At 29.7% G+C, this 23,233-nt stretch carries 18 protein-coding genes; 4 read left to right on the top strand and 14 right to left on the bottom strand.

Annotated elements, in window-relative coordinates; all coding sequences use genetic code 11:
• Window positions 1-27 precede the first annotated feature (27 nt).
• Window positions 28-951, bottom strand: a complete 924-nt coding sequence (locus tag BMY79_RS01810; RefSeq protein WP_074730347.1) for a hypothetical protein — start codon at window positions 949-951, stop codon at window positions 28-30.
• A 2-nt stretch (window positions 952-953) separates the two neighbouring features.
• Entirely contained in the window at window positions 954-3,068 is a 2,115-nt protein-coding gene (locus BMY79_RS01805; protein WP_022747804.1) for a hypothetical protein, read from the bottom strand.
• A 367-nt stretch (window positions 3,069-3,435) separates the two neighbouring features.
• Here BMY79_RS01805 and BMY79_RS01800 point away from each other — a divergent pair, with 367 nt between their 5' ends.
• The gene (locus BMY79_RS01800; protein ID WP_027421779.1) at window positions 3,436-4,155 is read left to right on the top strand and encodes a tRNA lysidine(34) synthetase; all 720 of its coding nucleotides are present in this window, start codon (window positions 3,436-3,438) and stop codon (window positions 4,153-4,155) included.
• Between the two features lie 103 nt (window positions 4,156-4,258).
• Entirely contained in the window at window positions 4,259-5,311 is a 1,053-nt protein-coding gene (locus BMY79_RS01795; protein WP_027421780.1) for a tyrosine-type recombinase/integrase, read from the top strand.
• 81 nt (window positions 5,312-5,392) lie between these two features.
• Here BMY79_RS01795 and BMY79_RS01790 read toward each other — a convergent pair whose 3' ends face one another.
• From BMY79_RS01790 to BMY79_RS01775, 4 genes are all read right to left on the bottom strand, one after another.
• Window positions 5,393-6,388 carry a Gfo/Idh/MocA family protein gene (locus BMY79_RS01790; protein WP_074730346.1) on the bottom strand — a complete coding sequence of 332 codons (996 nt, stop codon included), beginning with the start codon at window positions 6,386-6,388 and terminating at the stop codon, window positions 5,393-5,395.
• 32 nt (window positions 6,389-6,420) lie between these two features.
• Window positions 6,421-7,923, bottom strand: coding sequence for a 4-alpha-glucanotransferase (gene malQ, locus BMY79_RS01785; RefSeq protein WP_022747799.1), 1,503 nt, complete (start codon window positions 7,921-7,923; stop codon window positions 6,421-6,423).
• Window positions 7,924-7,957: 34 nt separating this feature from the next.
• Window positions 7,958-8,806: an endonuclease/exonuclease/phosphatase family protein gene (locus tag BMY79_RS01780; RefSeq protein WP_074730345.1), complete on the bottom strand. Its 849-nt coding sequence runs from the start codon at window positions 8,804-8,806 to the stop codon at window positions 7,958-7,960.
• 88 nt (window positions 8,807-8,894) lie between these two features.
• Window positions 8,895-11,087 carry a PTS transporter subunit IIBC gene (locus BMY79_RS01775; RefSeq protein WP_022747797.1) on the bottom strand — a complete coding sequence of 731 codons (2,193 nt, stop codon included), beginning with the start codon at window positions 11,085-11,087 and terminating at the stop codon, window positions 8,895-8,897.
• Between the two features lie 330 nt (window positions 11,088-11,417).
• Between BMY79_RS01775 and BMY79_RS01770 the strand changes: the two genes are divergently transcribed.
• Window positions 11,418-12,434: a LacI family DNA-binding transcriptional regulator gene (locus tag BMY79_RS01770; protein ID WP_074730344.1), complete on the top strand. Its 1,017-nt coding sequence runs from the start codon at window positions 11,418-11,420 to the stop codon at window positions 12,432-12,434.
• A 74-nt stretch (window positions 12,435-12,508) separates the two neighbouring features.
• On the opposite strand, the gene BMY79_RS01765 is transcribed toward BMY79_RS01770, so the two are convergent.
• Window positions 12,509-13,879, bottom strand: a complete 1,371-nt coding sequence (locus tag BMY79_RS01765; RefSeq protein WP_083383432.1) for a Sapep family Mn(2+)-dependent dipeptidase — start codon at window positions 13,877-13,879, stop codon at window positions 12,509-12,511.
• Window positions 13,880-14,302: 423 nt separating this feature from the next.
• On the opposite strand from BMY79_RS01765, the gene BMY79_RS01760 reads away from it, so the two are divergent.
• Window positions 14,303-15,178, top strand: a complete 876-nt coding sequence (locus tag BMY79_RS01760) for a helix-turn-helix transcriptional regulator (protein ID WP_027421781.1) — start codon at window positions 14,303-14,305, stop codon at window positions 15,176-15,178.
• Here the strand turns inward: BMY79_RS01760 and BMY79_RS01755 are convergent.
• From BMY79_RS01755 to BMY79_RS01725, 7 genes are all read right to left on the bottom strand, one after another.
• Window positions 15,175-15,801, bottom strand: coding sequence for an HD domain-containing protein (locus tag BMY79_RS01755; protein WP_074730343.1), 627 nt, complete (start codon window positions 15,799-15,801; stop codon window positions 15,175-15,177). The two genes, BMY79_RS01760 and BMY79_RS01755, sit on opposite strands and share 4 nt — an antisense overlap.
• Window positions 15,802-15,870: 69 nt before the next feature.
• Window positions 15,871-16,980, bottom strand: a complete 1,110-nt coding sequence (locus tag BMY79_RS01750; RefSeq protein WP_022747789.1) for a cation diffusion facilitator family transporter — start codon at window positions 16,978-16,980, stop codon at window positions 15,871-15,873.
• A 41-nt stretch (window positions 16,981-17,021) separates the two neighbouring features.
• A complete protein-coding gene (locus BMY79_RS01745; protein WP_022747787.1) occupies window positions 17,022-18,374 on the bottom strand; it encodes an MATE family efflux transporter in 1,353 nt (450 codons plus the stop codon).
• A gap of 8 nt (window positions 18,375-18,382) precedes the next feature.
• Window positions 18,383-19,450, bottom strand: a complete 1,068-nt coding sequence (locus BMY79_RS01740) for an alpha/beta hydrolase (protein WP_022747786.1) — start codon at window positions 19,448-19,450, stop codon at window positions 18,383-18,385.
• Window positions 19,451-19,588: 138 nt separating this feature from the next.
• Window positions 19,589-20,008, bottom strand: coding sequence for an ASCH domain-containing protein (locus BMY79_RS01735; protein WP_022747785.1), 420 nt, complete (start codon window positions 20,006-20,008; stop codon window positions 19,589-19,591).
• 519 nt (window positions 20,009-20,527) lie between these two features.
• Window positions 20,528-21,202 carry a DUF4956 domain-containing protein gene (locus tag BMY79_RS01730; protein ID WP_022747784.1) on the bottom strand — a complete coding sequence of 225 codons (675 nt, stop codon included), beginning with the start codon at window positions 21,200-21,202 and terminating at the stop codon, window positions 20,528-20,530.
• Between the two features lie 40 nt (window positions 21,203-21,242).
• Window positions 21,243-23,204 carry a glycosyltransferase family 2 protein gene (locus BMY79_RS01725; RefSeq protein WP_143065805.1) on the bottom strand — a complete coding sequence of 654 codons (1,962 nt, stop codon included), beginning with the start codon at window positions 23,202-23,204 and terminating at the stop codon, window positions 21,243-21,245.
• Window positions 23,205-23,233: the final 29 nt, after the last annotated feature.

Genomic DNA, 23,233 nt, shown 5'->3' with positions numbered 1-23,233 from the left:
TATCTTAATCATTCATGAATTTTGGTATTAATAATCCCAAAATTCAATGATTTCTTGTAATTTTTTTGATTTATAAAAACTTCCATTTTTTATTCTTGTAATTAACTCATGTAACTCATTTCCTCGTTTTAATGTAGTCAAGAAACGAATTTGAGTCAACCAAGTATGTTCTGAATTAGGCCATAATTCAACCATCTCGTTAATAATGATTTCTGCTAAATTAAATTGCCCCATCTTAATATAACTATTAGCAAGCTTTTCGTAATCCTCTATATCGTTTAGATTATTACTTCTTTCTGCAAGTAATTGATTATATGTTTCTTGATGAATTCTTAAGTTATTACCTTGCAAAATACCTGTATTTAAATATATTTCTAAAGTGTTAATATATTCATCTAAAACGCTAAATCTTTCCTCACCTTTAGCCTCTTTATATTTTTTGGCAAGATTAATAAGTTTCTTTTCAAAATCATCTGTTATCTGTATTGTAGCTGTTGTTGCATAATGAACAACCTCAACATCATCATTTAATCGTGCTTTATTGATAATAGCTGAATGTGCATGATTTCCTGAAGAATCCATTAAAACATCAAGCATAACATGACGACGCATTTGTCTATCATCCATAACTAATGCATCTTCAAGTGGAATAGCATCATCTGATGAAATATTATTACTTCTTAATGTACTATAATCAGAGAAATTATCATCTTTTACCATTATTTCATTCTTATCTGCCTTATCTTTTATAAAGCTGAATATCGAACGAGCTTTTTTAACATGAAATCGTAAAAAATATTCCATAACTAAAAATGTAATTGTACCAACGAATGGTATAAATACAACTAGTGCTAACATTAGTCTGCTATTCGTCACTAAATCTTTATAACTAAGCACAAAGAATAATATCACAAACAATAAATGCACTGATAAAACTATTACTGCTTCCATTACTATTCTCCAATCTCACTAACTACTTTACACTCTAATCCAACTTTAGTTAATCTATCTAATACATATTGGATTGTGTTGTGATCTACCTGAGCTGCTAAAATATAAATATTATTATCAGCTCCAACACCAACAATATCATTACTTCTTGTACTTGTTTGTAAAATAGTATTAATTTGTTTAATATCCATTCCATTTCTTAGAACTTGAATCAATCTAAAGTGTGTTAAATGTCTATCAGCCATATCTCTTTGAATTTGTAACTGTTCTACAAAATATTTGTTAGTTACAATCGAAGTACCATCGATATAGATTTCACTTTCATATGCCTTTTGGTATTCCCAAGCTTTTACTAAGAAATTCTCTAATAATCCACGTAAGATTCGAATTAAGTTAGCATAATATGCACTCATGTGAACATATGATGTATGATATATAGCAATAAGCATTACATATTGTCCATTATCTTTAATACCGGTCATATATAATGGATAACCCTCTTCGAGTTTCTTATTAACCCAAATTTCAGATTTATCAATTTCTTCTATAATAGACTTATAATTTGATAGCTCGATTGATTTACCAACTTTATTTCTAATTCCTTGAGATGCAACCTCTAAACGACCAAATCTTGCTTGTGGATCCTGAATTGAGAAAATTGCAATACTTTTAGTATCAAGGATTTCTTCTATTACTGGAATAGATTCAGCATAAATACGTGCAGGTACAGTATTACTTAATCTTTTAACAACATCAAAAATTCGACCGAAACCGTCTCGGCTTTCAATTAACTCTTGCTTGTATTCATTCTTATACTGCATTGCTTCGTTATAGATTTCTTCAAGAAAATCATTTTTTTCTTTTAAGCTCTTATTTTCTTCACCTGCGAACTCGAAATCATCATCATGTTTTTGCTTAATATAACCGCAAACACCTGCTGCAATTATAAAGAATAAAAATGGTAACCAATTCTTTGGTTCATATAATAGTAATTCCCATTTTGATCCAGTAGTTGTAAAAGCATATCCTAAAGATATAATTTCTAATACAGCAGCAATAAAACCAAGTTTAGTTCCGTAAACTGTTGCAATAATAATTACAAATAAAAGTCTAAAATCAATATACTTAAACTGAGCCGAAACTTCATAGAGCTTATTTAAAAGTTCAACTATTAAAGCTCCAACTAAAACTTCTGAAATAGAAACAATAGGATTTTCCGAATGAAGTTTATCAGCAATTATAGAAAAAATATTTTTTTCTACTTTTTTTGAATTCTTCCATGTTTCATAGTACATATCAAAATTACGAATTAAGCCGTATTTGGCCTGCCAACTATATTCTTTTTTAGCAATATCTTCTTCAAGTACTACTTTATTACCACCCGTTTTTTCAACAAAATCAATTGAAACTTCTGGAAAATAATCTAACATTCTAACCTTTAAATCTTTGAAAGACTGGTTCTGATATGGTCTTAGATCTAACACTGAAATTCCTTGAGAATCTTGTAAATTATCAAATAAGCGATATATTAATGTCGCCAAATCTCTAATATCAATAAAATCAGGTATATCATTCATATTATAGTCTAATTCAACTTTTTTATTTTTTGAAGCTTTTGAAAAAAGTTTATTTAGATAATCATTCTCATTCGCTGGCTGAACAAGATATGGTGAATGTATTAAGTGAATGTTTATTAATTCTTTTTCAGCATAAAATTCACATAACTCTTCAATCGACTTTTGCATTCTACCAATAGAAGTTTCTCGTTCTTTACGAATTTCTTGAGATGTGATATAAATAAAATTTTCAACCTTATTCTTACGACAACACTCTAAAACTTCATGAATTTGTTCAAATTCCTTTTCAGGTTTAGAATGATATGTCAAATAATCCGAAAAATAAATCACATTAGCAAAATCATGCGATTTAAATACTTTTTCAAATTTCTTGTTAAATATTCCAACAGAATACCATTTAATATTTCCTTTCTTTTTTTTAGTTGGAGCGCCTTCAGAACAAACAACTACATGCCTATCTAATAACATGTTTCTTATGTCATCGGCGTTTAAATAACTCACATTGCCAACTAACAATGTATCATTTTGAATTGCTTCCATGCGTAGTTCCCCTATCTCTTTAATCATAATCTTTAATATTATAACACGATAAGTCATACATAACAAATTATTCCTTTAAAAACTATTGACATTTTTGGTAATTATATTTTTTTATTAATTATTAGCCTTTTCATAATGCTTTCAAATTTTTTTTTATAAAAAAACTACATTTTTTATTTATATTTACCACTTTTGTCAAATTATTATGTGTTTGTTTCAAATTGATTTTGCAACGAATTAGTTAATAGTAATATTTTTTAAAATAATTCTAAATATTATCTTTATTTATAATATTGCATTTTTTAATATATTTTTATAATATGTCATATATACAGTTACAATTTATAAAAATTAAGGAGCGATCTCTATGAAATTACAATTATTATATAGTCGTGTAAGAAAAGCAATTGATGATTATCATATGATTGACAAAAATGACACGATTGCAATCGGCCTATCCGGTGGAAAAGATTCTCTTACATTATTATATGCATTAAGTGGATTAAGAAAATTTTATACTAATAATTTCAAATTAATAGCTATTATGGTTAATCTCGGCTATTCTGAATTTGAAACAAAAAAAATTGAGCAATTATGTAAAGAACTCGATGTTCCATTAACAATCGTGGATACTGAAATTTCCAAAATACTACAACTTAATAGTCCAGAAAATATTTCTTGCTCGTTATGTGCAAAATTGCGAAAAGGAGCTTTAAACGCTAAAGCCAAAGAATTAAACTGTACAAAAGTAGCATATGCTCACCATCAAGATGACGTTGTAGAGACTGTAATGATGTCGCAAATATTTGAAGGCCACTACTACTGTTTTCCGCCAGTAACCTATCTCACATCAAGTGATCTTACGGTTATTCGACCTTTAATTTATGTGACCGAAGCCGAAATAAAAGGATTTAAAAACAAGTATGATTTACCTGTCGAGAATAATCCCTGTCCTAAGGATGGTCATTCTAAACGAGAGTATGTAAAACAATTATTAAATCAGATAAATAGAGATAATCCTGGTGCCAAAAAAAGAATGTTTAGCGCCCTATGTTCATCTACTGTTGATGGATGGGCAAAAAATTAATGCCTATTGCAAAACATTGGTTCGTGTGTTAAAATAATACAGAACAGATTTTCATACACTTATTAATTTTAACTAGGAGGAACGGCTTTTAGCCTAAGAAAAAATGTCAGATAGAGCATATTACGAAGATATTAACATAAAAAATGAAATAAAATTACGTGAACTTATTAATAATTTGCCTCGATATAGCACTCAATTTTTTATTGGTATTGAACCCACTACATCATCAAGAACACGTATTGCGTATGCATATGATTTAGGATGTTTTTTTGATTATTTGCATGAAAATGTACCTCGTTTTATGGAATGCAATATTCAAGATTATCCTATATCCCTTTTAGATGATATTACCCCTTTAGAAATTGAAGCCTATTTGAATTATCTTAAGTATTACACTAAAGATGGTGTTACTCATACTAACGATTCTAGAGGAATAAAGAGAAAACTAGCAGCTCTTCGTTCTTTTTATAGATATTTCTTTAAAAAGGATATGATTGATAAGAATCCTACAGTTAAAGTCTCTATGCCAAAAATTCATGATAAGAACATCGTTAGACTTGATGTCGATGAAGTTGTACAATTACTTGATGAAACGGAAAGTGGTGCTAAACTAACTGATCGTCAAAAAAAATACCATGAACGTACTAAAGTACGTGATTTTGCAATATTAATTTTACTTTTAGGTACTGGTATTCGTGTTTCAGAATGCGTTGGCCTTGATATTTCTGATATAGATTTCAAGAATAATGGTATAAAGATTCATCGAAAAGGTGGAACCGAAGTTATGGTTTATTTTGGTGATGAAGTAAGAGAAGCTATTGATGCTTACTTAGAAGAACGTCGAATGATAGAACCTCAAGAAGGCTATAAAGATGCATTATTTTTGTCTATGCAAAATCGACGTATCAGTGTACGTGCAGTAGAAAATCTTGTCAAAAAATATTCAAGACTTGTAACTAGCGTTAAAAACATTACCCCTCATAAACTTAGAAGTACTTATGGTACTAATCTATACCGTGAAACAGGTGATATTTACTTAGTTGCAGATGTATTAGGTCACCAAGATGTAAATACTACACGACGTCATTATGCTGCTATTGATGAAGATAGACGTAAAATGGCTGCTAAATTTGTACATTTACGACGTGAAGATTAAACCTCAACAAAACAGAATTACAGAATAAAAAGGACTGATTCTGCTGCTACACAAGATTCAGTCCTTTTATTATATAATAAACTATCCTACTACTTTCATTACTTCTAATGATTCATCCATAAGTTTTTTAGCTTCTTTACTTCTGTTATTATCGATAATATCTACAAAATTTTTAAATTCATCAACCATTCTATGTTTTTTAGTATCCGATTCAAACTCTATAGTGTTAATTGCTCTTTTTAGTGCGCCTGCTGCATCCTTTTGTGGAATGGAGTTTTTATCTACAAGAACCATAGTTAATTTTTGTGGTACATTTGGTTTACCCTGTATGCACATATAACCATTTTCACCCTGTATGCTTATAAAAGACGGACTATCCGAATCCTTTGCTCCAGTACAAACTGCTGAAAAGCCGTCATACTCTAATACAATAGTTCCAGACGTATCGACTCCATTAAATCCACGATTTGCAAAATAAGTCGATTTTCTAGGTTGTCCTAATAATCCAACACAATAATGTATGTTATATATATTTATATCTAGCAACGCACCTCCGTATAAATCAGGATTAAACGCTGGTTCTACAATACCCTTTAAATAATTATCGTATCTACTAGAATATTGTGAATAATTACATAACATTGCTTTAATTTTTCCCAATTTATGAAGATTGCTTTTCATTTCTTTAAAAATTTGACTATGAAGTACTGTAATAGCCTCTAATATAAATAATTTTTTATTTATAGCTATGTCAACTAGTTCACACGCCTGCTCATAAGTACCAGTAAATGGTTTTTCTAAGATAACATGTTTATTATTTTCTAAAGCTTTTTTTGCGTACTCATAATGAACGCTATTAATTAATCCTATATAAACAGTATCAATTTCAGAATTATTTAACAACTCATCATAATCTGTATAAACAGTATCAATCGAATATTTTTTTGCGAAAGAAATCCCTTTCTCTTCACTATGTTTTCTTGCATAAATAGCTTTTAAATTAATGTTCTCTATAGACTGTATTGCATATAATGATTCCGATACAATTTTGCCTGTTCCGATAATAGCTAAATTCATTCGTCTCCTCCAATTTATAAAAAAGTTTAAAATCAATCAACTATTACTCTACCATATATCTTCGTTAAATTAAATAGCCATTTAATAATATCGCTATCAAATTCATTTTTTAATAATCTCCATTTCCAGTTATTGCCTGTTGTAGATGGTGTATTCATTCTAGCCACATTACCATATCCTAAAATGTCCTGCATAGGAATAATACAAGTATCACTTACACTTGAAATTGCAAGTCTAATTAATGGTATATTGATTTTTTCATCAACAGTAGTGTAATCTCCTAAGTAATTACGTACAATGTCTTTTTCGTCTTCGTCTAGACTCTCATTAAACCATCCAACTATTGTTTCATTATCATGTGTGCCGGTATATACTACCGAATTTGTTGGGTAATTAAAAGGTAAATAATCCGACTCCGAACTAGAATCTCTTTTATCAAATGCAAATTCTAGTACTTTCATGCCTGGAAAATTAGTATCTTCTACAAGTTTTCTTACAGAATCAGTAACATAACCTAAATCTTCTGCTATAATTTTTGCATTTGGAAATTGCTTCTTTATAGCATTAAATAAGCTTATATTAGGTCCTTTTACCCATTTACCATCTATTGCATTTTTATTTCCATATGGTATCGTATAATACTCATCAAAGCCTCTAAAATGATCTATTCTAACCACATCATATAGTTCAAAGCATTTTGATATTCTTTTAATCCACCACTTATAATTATCTTTATTATGATAATCCCAATCATATAAAGGATTTCCCCATAATTGTCCCGTTTTAGAAAATCCATCTGGTGGGCATCCTGCTACAGCTATAGGATAACCTTTTTCATCAAAACAAAATAGCTCTTTATTTGCCCAGGCATCAGAACTGTCATATGAAACATAAATCGGAATATCGCCAATAATTTCAATTCCTATACTATTAGCGTAATCCTTAATTTTCAACCATTGCCTATTAAATTCAAATTGCAAAAATTTATGAAACATTATATCATCGCTATATTTTATCTTTGCTTGTTCAATTGCATCCACATCACGATTACGTAAGTTATCTTCCCAAAGAGACCACTGTTTTCCATTATGTGCATCTTTTAAAGCCATGAATAAAGCATAATCTTCTAACCACTCCTTTTCCTTTTCAATATACTTAAGGAACTCTTTGTCATAAGAAATATTACTTCTTTGATAGGCCTTTTTTAATAGTTTATAGCGATTATAATACTGTTTTTCGTAATCTACATAACGATTATCTTTTCCGAAGTCAATTGATACCACTTCTTCATCTTTTAACCATCCATACTCTATAAACTCATCTAAATCAATATAATATGGATTTCCCGCAAAAGTTGAAAACGATTGATAAGGCGAGTCACCGTAACTCGTAGGACCAAGTGGCAGAATTTGCCAATAATGTTGCCCCGCCTTTTTTAATTTATCAATAAAATCAAAAGCCTCCTTTGAAAAACATCCAATACCATATTTAGAAGGCAAACTACTGATTGCTAATAACACACCATTTGCTCTCATTTTTTATCTCCTTTATTAATTAATTTATCGTATATTAACTTTCTATAATTACACCACAGTGATCTGAAATTCTCCTTCTATTAGTTCCATTGAAAACAATCTGACTTTTGTTAACCAAAATCTTCTTTAAGGACCAAATGTAATCTATTCTCATCCCCTTGATTTCATTATCTCTCCATCCATCTATTTTTTCGAGGACACTAAAGCCATCATCTTTTTCATTTGCTAATTCATATGTATCATACCAACCATATTTCTTTACCAAATCATAACCTTTATTTTTTTCATTACTTGGACTATTAAAATCTCCACATAGAAAAACATTATCTACATTATGACATTTCTTTTCAATTTTGCTTTGTAAAAATTCAAACTGGTCTTTAAAAGATTCTTCATTATCATCCCACCAACCCATGTGTAAATTATAGATAATATAGTTATTATTACAGCATGAACCATTTATTTTAAGTGCTTTACGCGCTTTCCAATTATTATAATCATGCGTTTTTGAAAAATAAAACGAATCCGCCTCATTTATTTTACCTTTTAAAAAAACTGCTAAGCCCTCATCATAAATATCATAGCCATATTTCATACCGGTCCATGTCCAATCATAATTTAAACCTTTTTCTGCTAACTTTTTATTAATCAAAAAAGCACAATTATCCTTTTTTATTGGTACAAGATTATCTGCTGCTATATAATTTTGTAAATACTTTTCATTAACTAAAGCTTCATTATGAGTTTGACTACATTCTTGAATTGTAAAAATATCTATTTTTTGCTTTTCAATATAGTCCACTACTTCATTTATAGTATTCTCGTACTCTTTTTTATTAAAATTTCTACTATGACTATTTATATTCAACGTTAATATTCTCATAGTTTTTCTCCTTACTTGTTCCTTAAAATGCATTCGCCTAAACCATGCTAAATAATTAACATGATTTAGGGAATACTATAATCTAATATTATGCTGTTAAAATATCATTAATATCTGATTTTATAACATCCGCTTTTGGGCCATAAATTGCCTGGATGCCATTATCTTTTACAACTAATCCTAATGCTCCTTCTTCTTTCCACTTCTCAGCAGAAGCAACCTTACTTGAATCATACACCGTCACTCTAAGACGAGTCATACATGCATCAACGTAGTCAATATTATTGCTACCACCTAATAACGCTATAATTCTTGCAGCTTGTGAATCAGAAGCAACAACACCTGATGGACTTGTTGTAGCATCTGCTTTAGAATCTTCTAACAAATCTTTTTCATAATTTCCTAATCTACCAGGTGTTGCAAAACCAAATTTTGGAATCATATAATTTGCAACTACAAAGCCAATTACAAAGAATATTACAACACAAATCAAAAAGTTAACAATATCAAATACTAATCCAGCATTTACCGCCATTGGAATTCTAGTGATAAATTCTATATTTCCAAATGAATGTAATCTTAAATGTATGATACCAGCTAAAGCAAAAGCACAGCCTTGTAAAATTGCATATACAATATACAATGGTAAAGCACAGAACATAAACATAAATTCAATTGGTTCTGTTACGCCTGTCAATAAAACTGCTGCAATAACAGACACAAACATTGAACGATATTTTTTCTTTTTATCCTCATCAACATGCTTATACATTGCAACGGCTATACCGATTAATAAGCCTGTAGCACCAATCATTTGACCAACTTTAAATCTAGCTGGAGTAACAGTAGTAAGTAAATGCTGATAATCAGCCATTCTACCTGCCTTTTTTAAATTAATTAAATCTGTAACCCATGCTAACCATAATGGATCTTGACCATAAACAGCTTTTCCAACATTGCTACCTGTCATATAATGATAAATTCCACCAAATTGTGTGTAATTCATTGGAATTGTAAGCATATGATGTAAACCAAAAGGTAATAATAAACGTTCTAATGTACCATAAATAAATGGTGCTAAAATTGGAGAACTTTTCTGTGAATTTGCAATCCAAATACCAAATGAATTAATTCCTGATTGAACAAGTGGCCATATAAAGCTCATACACAATGCTGTAACTGTTGAATAGCAAATTACCATTAATGGAACAAAGCGTTTACCATTAAAAAATGAAAGTGCATCTGGTAATTTTCTAAAATTATAATATTTATTATATGCATTTGCTCCTACAAATCCTGCAATAATACCAACAAAAACACCCATATTAAGTGCTGGTTTTCCAAGTACACTAATAAAATAATCTTTTACTAAAATATGTTTTCCTAGAATAGTTGTAACAGATGCCGTATTGCTTGTAAGCATATCACTGTTTACTCCGAAAACAATTCCTGTAATAACATTAATTAAACAAAACGATAAAATTGCTGCAAAAGCACCACCTGCTTTTTCTTTTGCCCATGATCCACCAATTGCAGCAGCAAATAGTAAATGCAAATTATTAATAACTGCCCAGCCAATTTCTGCCATTGTTGATCCAATTCCATTTAATAGTACACCTGACATTCCCTGTGATGGTGCAAACATTGAAATAACGTTACCTAAACTAATCATTAGACCAGCAGCAGGCATAACTGCAATTACAGTCATTAATGCCTTTCCTAATTTTTGTAAAAATTCAAAATTGAAACCATGTGATTTTCTTTTCTTTGATTTTTTATCATCTGTATTTTTTGCATTATTTTTTGCATGATTCTCAGTTTCAATTTCTGGTTCAACTGAAAGAATTTTATCACCTACATCAACAGTTCCATTAATAGTTGATAAGGTATCCATCTTAGCACCAGAACACACTATTACAGGTGTAATCAGCTTCATATTTTTGGATTTTAAGAAGTCTACATCTACCTCGCATAATAGATCTCCTTTTTTTACCTTATCCCCTTCTTTTACTTTTGCTGAAAAACCTTCTCCTTGCAACATGACCGTATCAAGTCCAAAATGAACAATTATTTCAACCTCGTCCTTTGTTTTAATTCCATATGCATGTAAACTATCAGGAATTGTTTCTATAACTCCATCAACAGGACTGTATATTTTACCCTCAGCAGGTTCAATAGCTATACCATCTCCTAAAATTTTCTTTGAAAAAACTTCATCCTCAACTTCACTAAGAGGTATTGCATTCCCTTTAATTGGAGAAACAATATCAAGTTTTGCCATTTTGCATTTCCTCCTTTGTTTAAATTATATTTCCTTTAACGACTTTAAATATAACTTAATAAAATGCCGTTTTCAAGTGTTTTTTCGTATGTTTTCGCTTTTCTCTTTTTTTCACAATTGACCAAAATGTTTTTTGTAGACATTGCATATTCATTTGCATAATTTTTGCATTATAATGCAAATTTTTCATTCATTTATCTTCCTAATATTGACTATTAAAAATAATTAAATTATACTTGCAATATAAAGATAAAATATAAATTTAATTTTTCGAAAAAGAAAATATTAATATTTAAAAATAATAACATAAAAAAGGGAAAGGTATTTTAAATGAATGTTACAATTACAGATGTTGCGAAACTTGCGGGTGTTTCACCTTCAACTGTTTCAAGGGTAATAGCTGATAACCCATCTATAAGTATAAAAACTAAAAATAAAGTAAAAAATGCAATAGAACAATTAGGATATGCTGGAAAGCCCCTAAAAAATAAAAAAAGAAATTTTCTTAAAACTATAGGAGTAGTTATTAACACAGATATTGGAGAAAATGATGCTAATTCATTTATTCTAAATGCTATTTTAGGTATTAATTACTATTGTAATCAAAATGGATTTAGTACAATACTCATTTCAAATAACAATCATGAAGGTATCATAAATGAAATTAAAAGATTATATTCTTATGACGCATTAGATGGTATTATTTTTCCATACTCTACTATACAAAATAAAGTGATTTCCTATCTTAAAAATCATGATTTACCATTTACTATGATAGGTAAACCTGAGGATGATAATGACGCCATTTTTTACATAGATAATGATAATATAATGGCAGCAAGACAAGGTACGAATTACTTAATAAATTTAGGTCATTCTAAAATAGCCTATATTGGTGCAGGTAACTCCCTTGTATATTCAAATGATCGTAAATCTGGCTATTTTTTAGCATTAGCCGAACACGGTATACAGATTAATCCAAACTATATTATTGATTATGATACTAATGATAATTTCATTAATGAAAAAATACAAAATTTATTAGCTGGCAATAATCCTCCGACTGCGTTACTTGCTTGCGATGATACATATGCTATGATTATAACAAAAGCTGCTATTGCGTGTGGATTAAACGTTCCTAACGATTTATCTATAGTATCATTTAATAATTCAGCATTAGCTGTTTTTTCGACGCCTACACTAACATCCATAGATATTAATTCAAAGCAGTTAGGTATCGAAGCAGCTTCTCAGTTAATTAACTATATCAAAAATCCTCTTCAAAAAAAGACAAAAATTATAGTACCTCATCAACTTATAGAAAGAAATAGTTGTAAAAAAATATAAAAAATCAGGTCATAAAAATGATTCATTATAAAAAATATTATCATTTTTATGACCTTTTCTAAAAAAATGTTATATTAAATTGCTAATAATTTTAAAATACCATGTACATAAATCTCAGCTTGTAATAATAACTCATCAACTTTAACCCACTCATTTGTATTATGAATTCTATAATCATATCCTGGGAAAGCACAACCAAATGCAATTGTATTATTAATTTCTTTAGCGTATGTACCGCCACCAATTACCATTGGTTTATTTTCTGTATCTCCAGTAACTTCAACATAAGCTTCATATAAAGATGATACTAAAGGTGAATCTGGTGCAAAGAATAATGGGTTAACCAATGTATCAAATGTGATTTTACCATTTGAATCTTCTAAATGTCCTTCCATAGCAGCTAAAACTTTATCTGTTGTCAATGTAACAGGGAATCTGATATCAACAGTTCCTTCTACCATTCCATCTTTCATTGAAATAACACCACAGTTTAGAGTTAAATTACCATATTCATCAGATAAATCAGCACCAATCATAGCACCATTTAACTCTAATCCAAAGTGAGAACAATAGAAATCAACAAATTCATCTTGCATTCCAGCTTCTTTTAATCCTACAACTAAATAACTAATTGCATTAACACCAAGGTCTGGAGTAGATGCATGAGCTGCAACTCCCATAACTTCTATAACATCACAATCATCTTTACACTCAAGAGTATATTTAATATCATTTTCCTTAAAGAAAGCATCTAATTTTTCTGCTGAGTAAGAACCGCTTACAACCTTAGCTGAAACTTTACCCGGAACAGCATTTGCCACAGTACCTCCACAGATATCAATGATTTTGCTTGTTTTAGATACATATTTACCCTGCATAATTCCCTTTTCACCATGAATAGCTGGAAAATCACCATCAGGAGTAAATCCATAATCAACATGTCCCTCTTTTTCTACATAATGTTCAAGACAACGTGAACCGTTTTCCTCGTTAGTACCCATAATTAAACGTACTCTTTTGTTTACATCTATTCCTAAATCTTTAATAACTTTCATAGCTATCATTGATGCAACAACAGCACCTTTATCATCAGCAACACCTCTACCGTAAAGGACTCCATCTTTTTCAACTAATGTATAAGGATCTGTATCCCAGCCATCGCTTTTTTTAGCTGGAACAACGTCTAAATGTCCAACAACACCAATTAACTCTTCTCCTTCGCCCATCTGAGCATATCCAGCATAGTTATCTACGTTCTTTGTTTCAAAACCATCTTTTTCAAGCATCTCTAATGCTGTTGTAAGTGCTAATAATGGTTTTTCTCCAAATGGAGCATCAGCTGTTGGAGCTGACATTTCACTTTGTATTGAAATTAATTTTTCAAGTCTATCTAGCATTTCGTCTTTATAAGACCAAACTTTTTCTTTAATAATTTGATTATCCATATTTTCATGTCCTTTCTATAATCACTCTAACTAGAATGTGAATATCGAAATTAACATTCACACCTTTTAATTTTATAAAAAAAATCCACACTTTTCAATACCAAAAAATGCGGACTTTAAAAATACCTAGTATTTTATAAAAAACATAAGATTTTGAATGAAAGAAATATCATTTGAAATGAATGAAACTAATAATCACTTACAGGAAGGATAGAAATTAGATGTTAGACTATAATTTCATAATTAAGCGATTAATAGAAAAAACACACTCATTTCAGGGCATTTCTACTGCGTTTTCAACAATATTTCCATATTATTTTACTAATTTTAAAAAAAACAAACAACGTAATTTTTTCCGATGGAATTGATTTATTCTCCGATTAATATTAAAATATAATTTAGGAATTAAAAGGAGATTTTATTATGTATACTATTAATTATTGCGGATACAACGTACAAAATCCAGATTATGACACTATTTATAGACCACACGGTTCTGGAGATTATTTATTACTTATCATAGAATATCCTATGTACTTTTATTTTAAATCTGATAAAAGCATTGTTAACAAGAGAAAACAAATAAATAATAATCGTTCAAGTTCATCTTTTATGGCTAATTATCCTGAAAATTTTAATCCAACACTAACAGAGAAATTGTCACAGCAAAACTGCTGCATACTTTATACTCCAGGAACTATGCAATATTATAAAGCACAAAAAAAATTTATTAATTCTTTCATTCATTTTTCTTGTGATAAAGAAGAAGTTGAAAAATACAACCTACCGCTTAATACTATTTTTTATCCTAATAATACTTCAAATATCCTTCAACTAATAAAAAAAATACAGGATGAACAAATAAATAAAAACGTTCTAAAAAAAGAAATGTGTTCTGCATTAATGAACGTATTATTTGTTTTTTTAAAAAGATCTTGTGAAGAGAACGAATTTCATCAGGAAAAGAAATACACCTCAATATATGATTCTTTTGCTAGTCTTCGTCTAAGAATGCTCAACCAACTTGATCATGAATGGAAAATAGAAGAATTATGCGAGTGCACAAATATGGGGAAAAGTCAATTTTATGTCTATTATAGAAAATTTTTTAATATCTCACCTAAGGATGATCTGACTAAAGCTCGTATTGATTATGCTAAATATTTATTAGACACTCAAAACATCTTAATATATGAAATATCCGAAAAGTGTGGTTTTAAAAATATCAATCATTTCAATCGTACTTTTAAAAAACACACTTCTCTTACACCTAAAGAATACAAAAAGAAGAATACTTAAAATTCAAACTCAACATCTTCTTGTATTTTATTGGGAGTTATATTAGGTCGAATATATTTTTTACCAAAATACTCCCATAAATCTTTTGATCCCTCTGCAGTTTTTTTATTTCTTTCCATAATCTGACTGATTTTAGGTTTTTTTTCAAGCCATCCTTTACCTCCTGTAGCTGCATTTAGAAGAACAGGTTGTAGATTATCCATTGTATGTGCAAATTTTGATTCAGGAGTTTCATATTTTTCAAATTCGTCCCATAAACCACGAATCATTTTTCTTTCGTCTTCTGGTAAAATACCGAATAAATTATCTGCACTTTCTAATTCTCTCTTTCTCTGAGACTTCTTTCCCTCTTCATCGTACGCATATGTGTCACCTGCGTAAATTTCCACTAAATCGTGCACTAATAACATTTCTATTGTTCTAAGCTCATCAATTGGCTCATTGGCATAGTCCTTAAGTAGCATAACCATTATAGCCATATGCCATGCATGTTCCGCATCATTTTCCTTTCTTGATGCATCTGCTAAATATGTTTGACGAAATATTTCCTTTTCTTTATCAATGATAATAAAGAACTCACATAACTTATCTATTTTTTCTATTTTTTCTTGTGTTAAACTCATAATTAATTTCTAGCCTTTCTCTTAAAATATATGTATTTTGTGACTTTGCTTGAGAAGTCCTCTTTTTTATCAGTCAGAAACATCCCTATCAATATTAATAAAATACGTATACTCGGGCATTTCTTTCTTTAACAAATTTTGAATTTCCTGTAGAATTTCATTCTTATCTTTTGCTCCATATTCTATTACAGTATCAAAAGATATTTTCGATTCTTTTTTATCGACGTAAAATCCATGCACTTGCATTGTTCCCTCTATTGAACGAACTAATTTAACGATTTTTTTTCTCAAAATCAATGCTTCTTCATCTTGGGTATTAATAGAATATATCCCAACACCTTCTAAAAAAACACCATGCTCTAAAAGAACCTTTTCATATACTTTACGCGATATTCTGTCAATATCATTAGCACTTAATGTATCATTTACTTCAATATGAATTGAACCAACAAACTTATCTGGGCCATAATTATGTAAAATCAAATCATATGCTCCTTTTACATCCTCTATACTATTGACTGTTTTCTTTATTTTTTTAGTAAAAGAACCATCAACTCTTTCTCCTAATATCTTACTAATTGTATCTCTTAAAATTTCTACACCTGATTTAATAATTATCACAGAAATAACAGCACCAATATATGCTTCAAGACTAATTTTAAACCAAACGAAAATCAAAGCTGCTAATACTGTTGATGCAGAAATAATTGCATCAAATAAAGCATCTGTACCTGATGCAACTAACGAATCAGAATTTAATTTTTCACCTTTATTTTTTACATAAGTTCCTAGTATTATTTTCACAAATACAGCGACACAAATTATTATTATACTTACAATTGTATAATTTGGCTTTTGTGGAGAAATAATTTTCTTTATTGATTCTACAAAAGAAGTAAATCCTGCATACAAAACGATACACGCAATTATTGTTGCACTCAAATACTCAACTCTACCGTATCCTAATGGATGTTTTTTATCGGCTTCCTTATTTGCTAATTTAGTTCCAACAATAGTAACAATAGAAGACATAGCATCACTTAAATTATTAATAGCATCTAAAACAATCGCTATTGAGTTTGTCAACGCCCCAACAATTGCTTTAAATAATGCCAGCAAACAGTTCGTTACAATGCCTATTATACTCGTCTTTATTATACTTTTTTCTCTATTCATCATACCTACTACCTCCCATGTTAACAATTCACAATTATAAAATGTTAAACATTCATATCTCGAATTGCATCATTTAAATTTAGATTTTTATAATACAATGTCAAAACCAATGCACTTAATATCCAAGTCAAAGGATAAACCCAATATGTAGTATAAATTGTGTGAATAAAGATATTTACGACTGCAAGAAAAATGATTCTAACAACGCACCAACAAAAAAGAAATACAAACATTGGAACCATAGGTCTACCTATACCACGCAATACAGCTGACATAAAATGAGTATATGCACACAAAAAGAAAAACAAACATACAATATGTGCTCTTTGAGCTCCATATTCTATAACTGTTTTATTTTTATCAAAAAACGAAATCAGTTTTGGGGCAAAAGAAAACAAAATAATTCCCAATGATTCTGCTGATAATAATGTGCATATTAATCCAAAACGGATACCTTTTTTTACCCTATCTAATTTTTGGGCTCCAAGATTTTGACTAACAAATGTAGTAATTGCCATTGTAAAACTTGTCACTGGAATAAAGATAAAGCCTTCAATTTTAACAAAGGCTCCAATTCCTGCCATTGCAAAATGTCCATAAGAATTAATGTAGGATTGAATAACTACATTAGACAAAGACATTATTGAATTTTGAAGACCTGAAGGCAAACCATATTTTATGATTTTTAAAGTTATTTCTTTATCAAATTTAACTTTGCGCCATTGTAACCTATATGCTTCTTTGCTTTTCATTAAATATCTAATGCATAAAATTGCACTAAAAAATTGAGATATTGCCGTTGCAAAAGCAGCAGCTCCAACACCAAATCCCATTTTGCCGATTAACAACAAATCTAAAACTATATTAACTATAGATGACATTACTAAATAATATAACGGATGTCTAGAATCTCCTGTAGCTTGAATTATACCCACAAAAGTATTGTACATTACAAAACCTATTGATCCTGCAAAATAAACCTGAAAATACACTATTGATTCTTTTAATACAACTTTGGGTGTACTCATTAATTTCAATACCATAGGTGCTCCAAGAACGCCTACAATAGTTAATATTACAGAAAATACAAAGCCTAGTGCAACTGTTGAATGAACAGCTAATACTGTCCTTTTATCATCTTTTGCGCCAATAAACCTTGCTATGATTACACCTGCTCCTATTGCAATTCCGCTAAAGAAACCTATTATCATAAATATAAGATTTCCGGCTGAACTAACCGCAGCTAATGCATTACTTCCAATAAAATTTCCTACTATAACTGAATCAACTGCATTATACAACTGTTGAAATAAATTTCCTAGGAAAATTGGTAATGCAAATACTATAATTTTATTATAAATATGACCTTCTGTCATTAAATCTTTATTTTTTTCCATATATAAAACTACTCTCTAAAAAAACGTCTTAATCCATTATACATATATGGATTAGAGAAATAATAACGATGATATCCCTCAAAAGTTGTAAACATCAAATTTCCATCTGAAAAATTAGTCTCTGTATACTTAAATTGATTAGGATACTCTTTTAATACCTCCACAACCTGTTTAGTGGCTTCATTCATAAAATCATTATCTCCTGATGCTGCATAAATTGCATAATCATTAGGTTTGTAGCCCGACTTTTCCGCTGCTTCAGCTAATGTTGGTGCTGTTTTATCATTTTGTGGCTTATTGTAACCAGATTCATAATAATAAATTGGCATACTCATTGGCATATAATATTTAAAATAGTCTAAATGCCTCCTAAAAGCTCTCCAGGTTGTACAGCCCCCCATAGAAAAACCACCTATAGCCCTATGATTTCTTGATTTAATTAATTCTTCTGGTGTAGTATTCTTCGCATAAGAACTATATTGACCTTCTACTGCAGGAATTAAATAATTTACTATTTCATCAGTCATACCATCAAGCTTATCATAATAATTGCTATACTTATTAGTGTATGTAGGAGTAACTACAATTACGGGCTTAATTTCTTTATTCATTATCATATTATCCAAAATATTTTTAAATTGTCTTGGACTATCTTGTGTTCCTAAAAAAGTATTTAAGTTTGCGCCATACCCATGACATAAATAAACAACATCATACTTATTTTTTTTATTATATCCGTATGGAATATATACAGTCGCTTGTTTATCAATTTCGATTGCACTAGCATTACTCATTTTTGATTTATAGAATAATTTTATTAATTTTCCTTTTTGCGCAGATTCTTTTTTATACTCATCTGGAACCTCGCATGCCGTCTTAGGTGCATCCTTTATTTTTTCCTTTAAATTTTTTATAGCATTATTTTTTTTTGCTAGACTTTGTTGATTAATTTTATTATTTTTGTTATTATTACTTTCAATTTGCTTACAAGAAACAAACTCCCCTGACACAAAAAAACATATTGTTAAAAACATTACTATAGTTTTAACTTGGTTTTTAAACTTTTTACAAATCATACAATCCTCTCTATTCTTATTTGTGCATGTTTAATAAGCTACTGGCTCTACTTTGTCTGAATTTCCTTTACATCATCCTAAAATATGATTATATTCCTCCAGCAGCTCACGAGAATACTCCTTCTGAGAATATAAGCATTATTTTATCACTTCAAACTCTTCACAAATAACTTTTGCATCTTCACTAAAAGCCATATCTATTGATTCAAGTTCGCTCTCCAAGAATTTCTTATGAACCTGACGCCAATAATCAAGGCTTCTATCGCCTTCTCCCTCTTTATATGCATGCTCTGCAGTTACATCCTTAAAAGGACAAATAGTAATCTTAGTTGTGCGTACGATACAAACTGCATTGTCCTTAGAATCAAGAATAACGCTGTACTCTCCAACCTTAGGAATTGGTTCATTTTCTACTGCATACATATCGTAAGAGGAGCATGTTGCTGTTTTTGTTCCTTCGCACACAAGTGCTGCTAATTTATCTGTGGCATCAGAAAATGCCCACGCTTCATATTCTCCTGTTAATCCTGATTGTTTCCATAATTGTTCTGCTGTCATTTTTAATCTCCTTCTGCATTTTCTGTCTTTTTAATTAAGTCATCACTTAATAATATTATATGGGTTTTTGTATATTTTTTCAATTATGTACGCTATTTAACATATTTAAACACACAATAACAGAGATCATGAAGATATCCAAAAACGACTCCCGCTGTGAGCTTTATTAAAGTTACCTTTTTTACACAATAGTTTTCGACAATATTTAATTTCTATTTTAAAATTTTCTAACTCTTCACCCTATAAAACTTTAAAAAACTACAAAGAAACTTGTTAAATAAATAAGAATAATAACTTTAAATTTCATCATCTAAAATATATTAGAATAATCACTTTAAATTTCATCATCTAAAATATATTTAGGATCACATACTGAAAAAAAATACTTACACAATTTAGTTGACATAGTTCAAAAAAAGAGACGACCTAAGTCGTCTCCTAAAAAGTCTCGCTTTGAGAATCTCCCAAATATGAAACTTCTTATATATAAAATATTAATAAAAATATATTGCAAGCTTTTTATCTCATCTCATCTGACTGGCAAACACTATTTACAGAATCAATTCCACCAAGTTCATATAACTTTTCGCTAATATTTCCCTGTGAAGTAGCTTTCTTCATGATTTTATGTGTTAATTCAAAGATAAATTCAGATTTATCTACTGTAGAGTTATTAACTTTTAGTTCTGCTTTGCCTTTATAAAATTGTTTTACAGTTGCTAATACAGCATTTTCTTTATTTCTATCACATCTGATTACTAACAAATATCTAAAATTATCTTGAACAAGGCCAAAAATTACTAATGTAACGAAAATAAATCCTGTACCAATTGTTGCAACTAAAAATTCTGATACACCACAACAAATTCCTATTCCGATACACCAAAAAATATAAGCTGTATCTCTAGGATCTTTAATTGCCGTACGGAAACGAACAATAGAAAGAGCACCGACCATACCGAGTGATAATGCTACGTTATTACCTATTACGCTCATTACCAGAGTAGTAATCATTGTCATCATAAGTAATGAAACGTTAAAACGTCCACTATAAACTACCCTTGTATGACTTGTTCTATATGATAAATAAATTACCAAACCTAATATTGTTGCAATTACAAAATTTAAAATAATTTGATTTGTGCTTAAGTGAGTAGAACTTACATTAAGCAAATTTAGCATTTTGTGTCTCATGATTATTCTCCTAAATCCTAACTTGTTTATTACTTTATTATTAAATTTCTTCAAGTTGTGTTCGTCTAATAATATTTTCTCTAATATTTCCAAAAATACTATCTTCATCCTCAATAACACTTGGAAGCGTTATATCTCTGTCATACACAATTTGAAAATATTCACCTTTATTTTTTTCGTCTAATTCGACTATATTAAAGCTATATTTATAACCATCATCCATTTCTTGTTTATACACAAGTTCCGCCATCATTTCAGCTTCATAATGATGTGTTTCAATTAACACTTTAACTGTTTTGTTTTTTGATGCTTTTATTTCATTCTTAAAAAGGACTGCAAATCCATCTTCAGAAATATCTAACGTTCTTCCGAACACAACATTATCATCCTCTATTTTAATTTTCACTGGAATATCAGCCTTATATCTTTCTGACATTCGCTTATTAACACGACCTAGCATAAAGAAGATAGACATTACCAACGAGTTCATATTATAGCAAAGCCAAAATAAAATTATAGCTGGTCCCGCTGTCTTATATGCAATCATCTGCCATGATGCCTTCACTATTGCCATTACAGACAACGCTAACAATACTATATGTGGGAAAGCATACGCTATATCAGATTTTACATTTACTGTTCTCGTCTTATCTGTAACATGAAAACCTCTTTTTCTAAATCCAAGTGCTTCCATAAGAATAGGAATTATTAAATATGGGCAAAGCACCGTATCCACTATATTACTCCATCTTGAATTTCTAATTTTACTTGAAACAGCCTTTGAAGCTATCGCTCCAAGTATGTAAGATGGCAACCATATTGCAAACATTTGCCATGGTTCACACACAATAGCTGGAACATCAAATAAAATAAAAATCATTGGAATCAACATAAAAATAAATCTTCTTAAGTATGACCACCAATATAACTTGCATGAAAAATAGCTTAATTTGGCTGCTAATGACATTTGTTTATCTTTCCACACATTAATTCTTCTTAAAGAAAAGACACAACCTCTTCCCCAACGTTCACGCTGTTTTATCAATGATTCTAAATCGTCTGGTGCTAATCCATGTGCATAAACATCTGAAGTTGCATAACAAGTATACCCTTCATCTTGAATATGGATTCCTGTCTCAAAATCTTCTGTAATTGTTCCTGTTGCAATTCCTCCCACTAGTTCTAATGCCTCTCGTGAAATAAGAGTATTGGAGCCAGCATAAATAGGTGAATTCGATCTATTTCTACTTACATTAATTTCTTTAAAGAAATAGTCTTGTTCATTTGGCACTAAATTTTCTGAGTACAAATTATATTGAAACAAATCAGGATTATAAAAACTTTGCGGTGTTTGAATAAAACCTATTTTATAATTTGGATCTATTTCATTTTCTTTTCTTTCTACCCATTTACCTGCACCATTTTTCTTAACTTTCGGTAAAAAGAAATATGGTACTGTCCTAAGTAAAAAATTTCTTGTAGGAATCATATCCGCATCAAAAGTTGCAATTAACTTTCCTGAAGTTTTTGATAAAGCATTATTAAGATTTCCTGCCTTTGCTAATTTATTATTAGCAAGGCCCTGATATCCTATTCCCATTTCTTTTGCTAATTCAGCAACACTTGGTCTATTTCCGTCATCACAAAACCATACATGTACTTTACTTTTATCTGGATATTTTAAATGCCTACAACCATTTGCCGTTTTATACAAAACATCCAATGGCTCATTATGTGTAGCTATAAATACATCTACTTCAGGATACCATTCATCTGGAATATCTGGTAATTCTGGTTCCATTATTTTTATTGATGTTATATAATGCATTATTGTTTCAACTGCAGAAGCAATTTCAGCAAATAACATTGCAATACCACAAATTATAGGTATCAAACCATACTTAAATGGCATTGTCCAAAAAATACGCCATACTATATAAATTATCAAATTTAAAGTGGCTATAGACACTATAAATTTTTTAAATTTTTCACTGTGCATCATTTCTCCTTTATATCTACTCCCTATTTCTG

The sequence above is a fragment of the Lachnobacterium bovis genome (genome assembly GCF_900111325.1).
Taxonomy (GTDB): Bacteria; Bacillota; Clostridia; order Lachnospirales; family Lachnospiraceae; genus Roseburia; species Roseburia bovis_A.
Note: the sequence above shows the minus strand (reverse complement) of the source record. Positions and strands in the feature narration are given on the sequence as shown.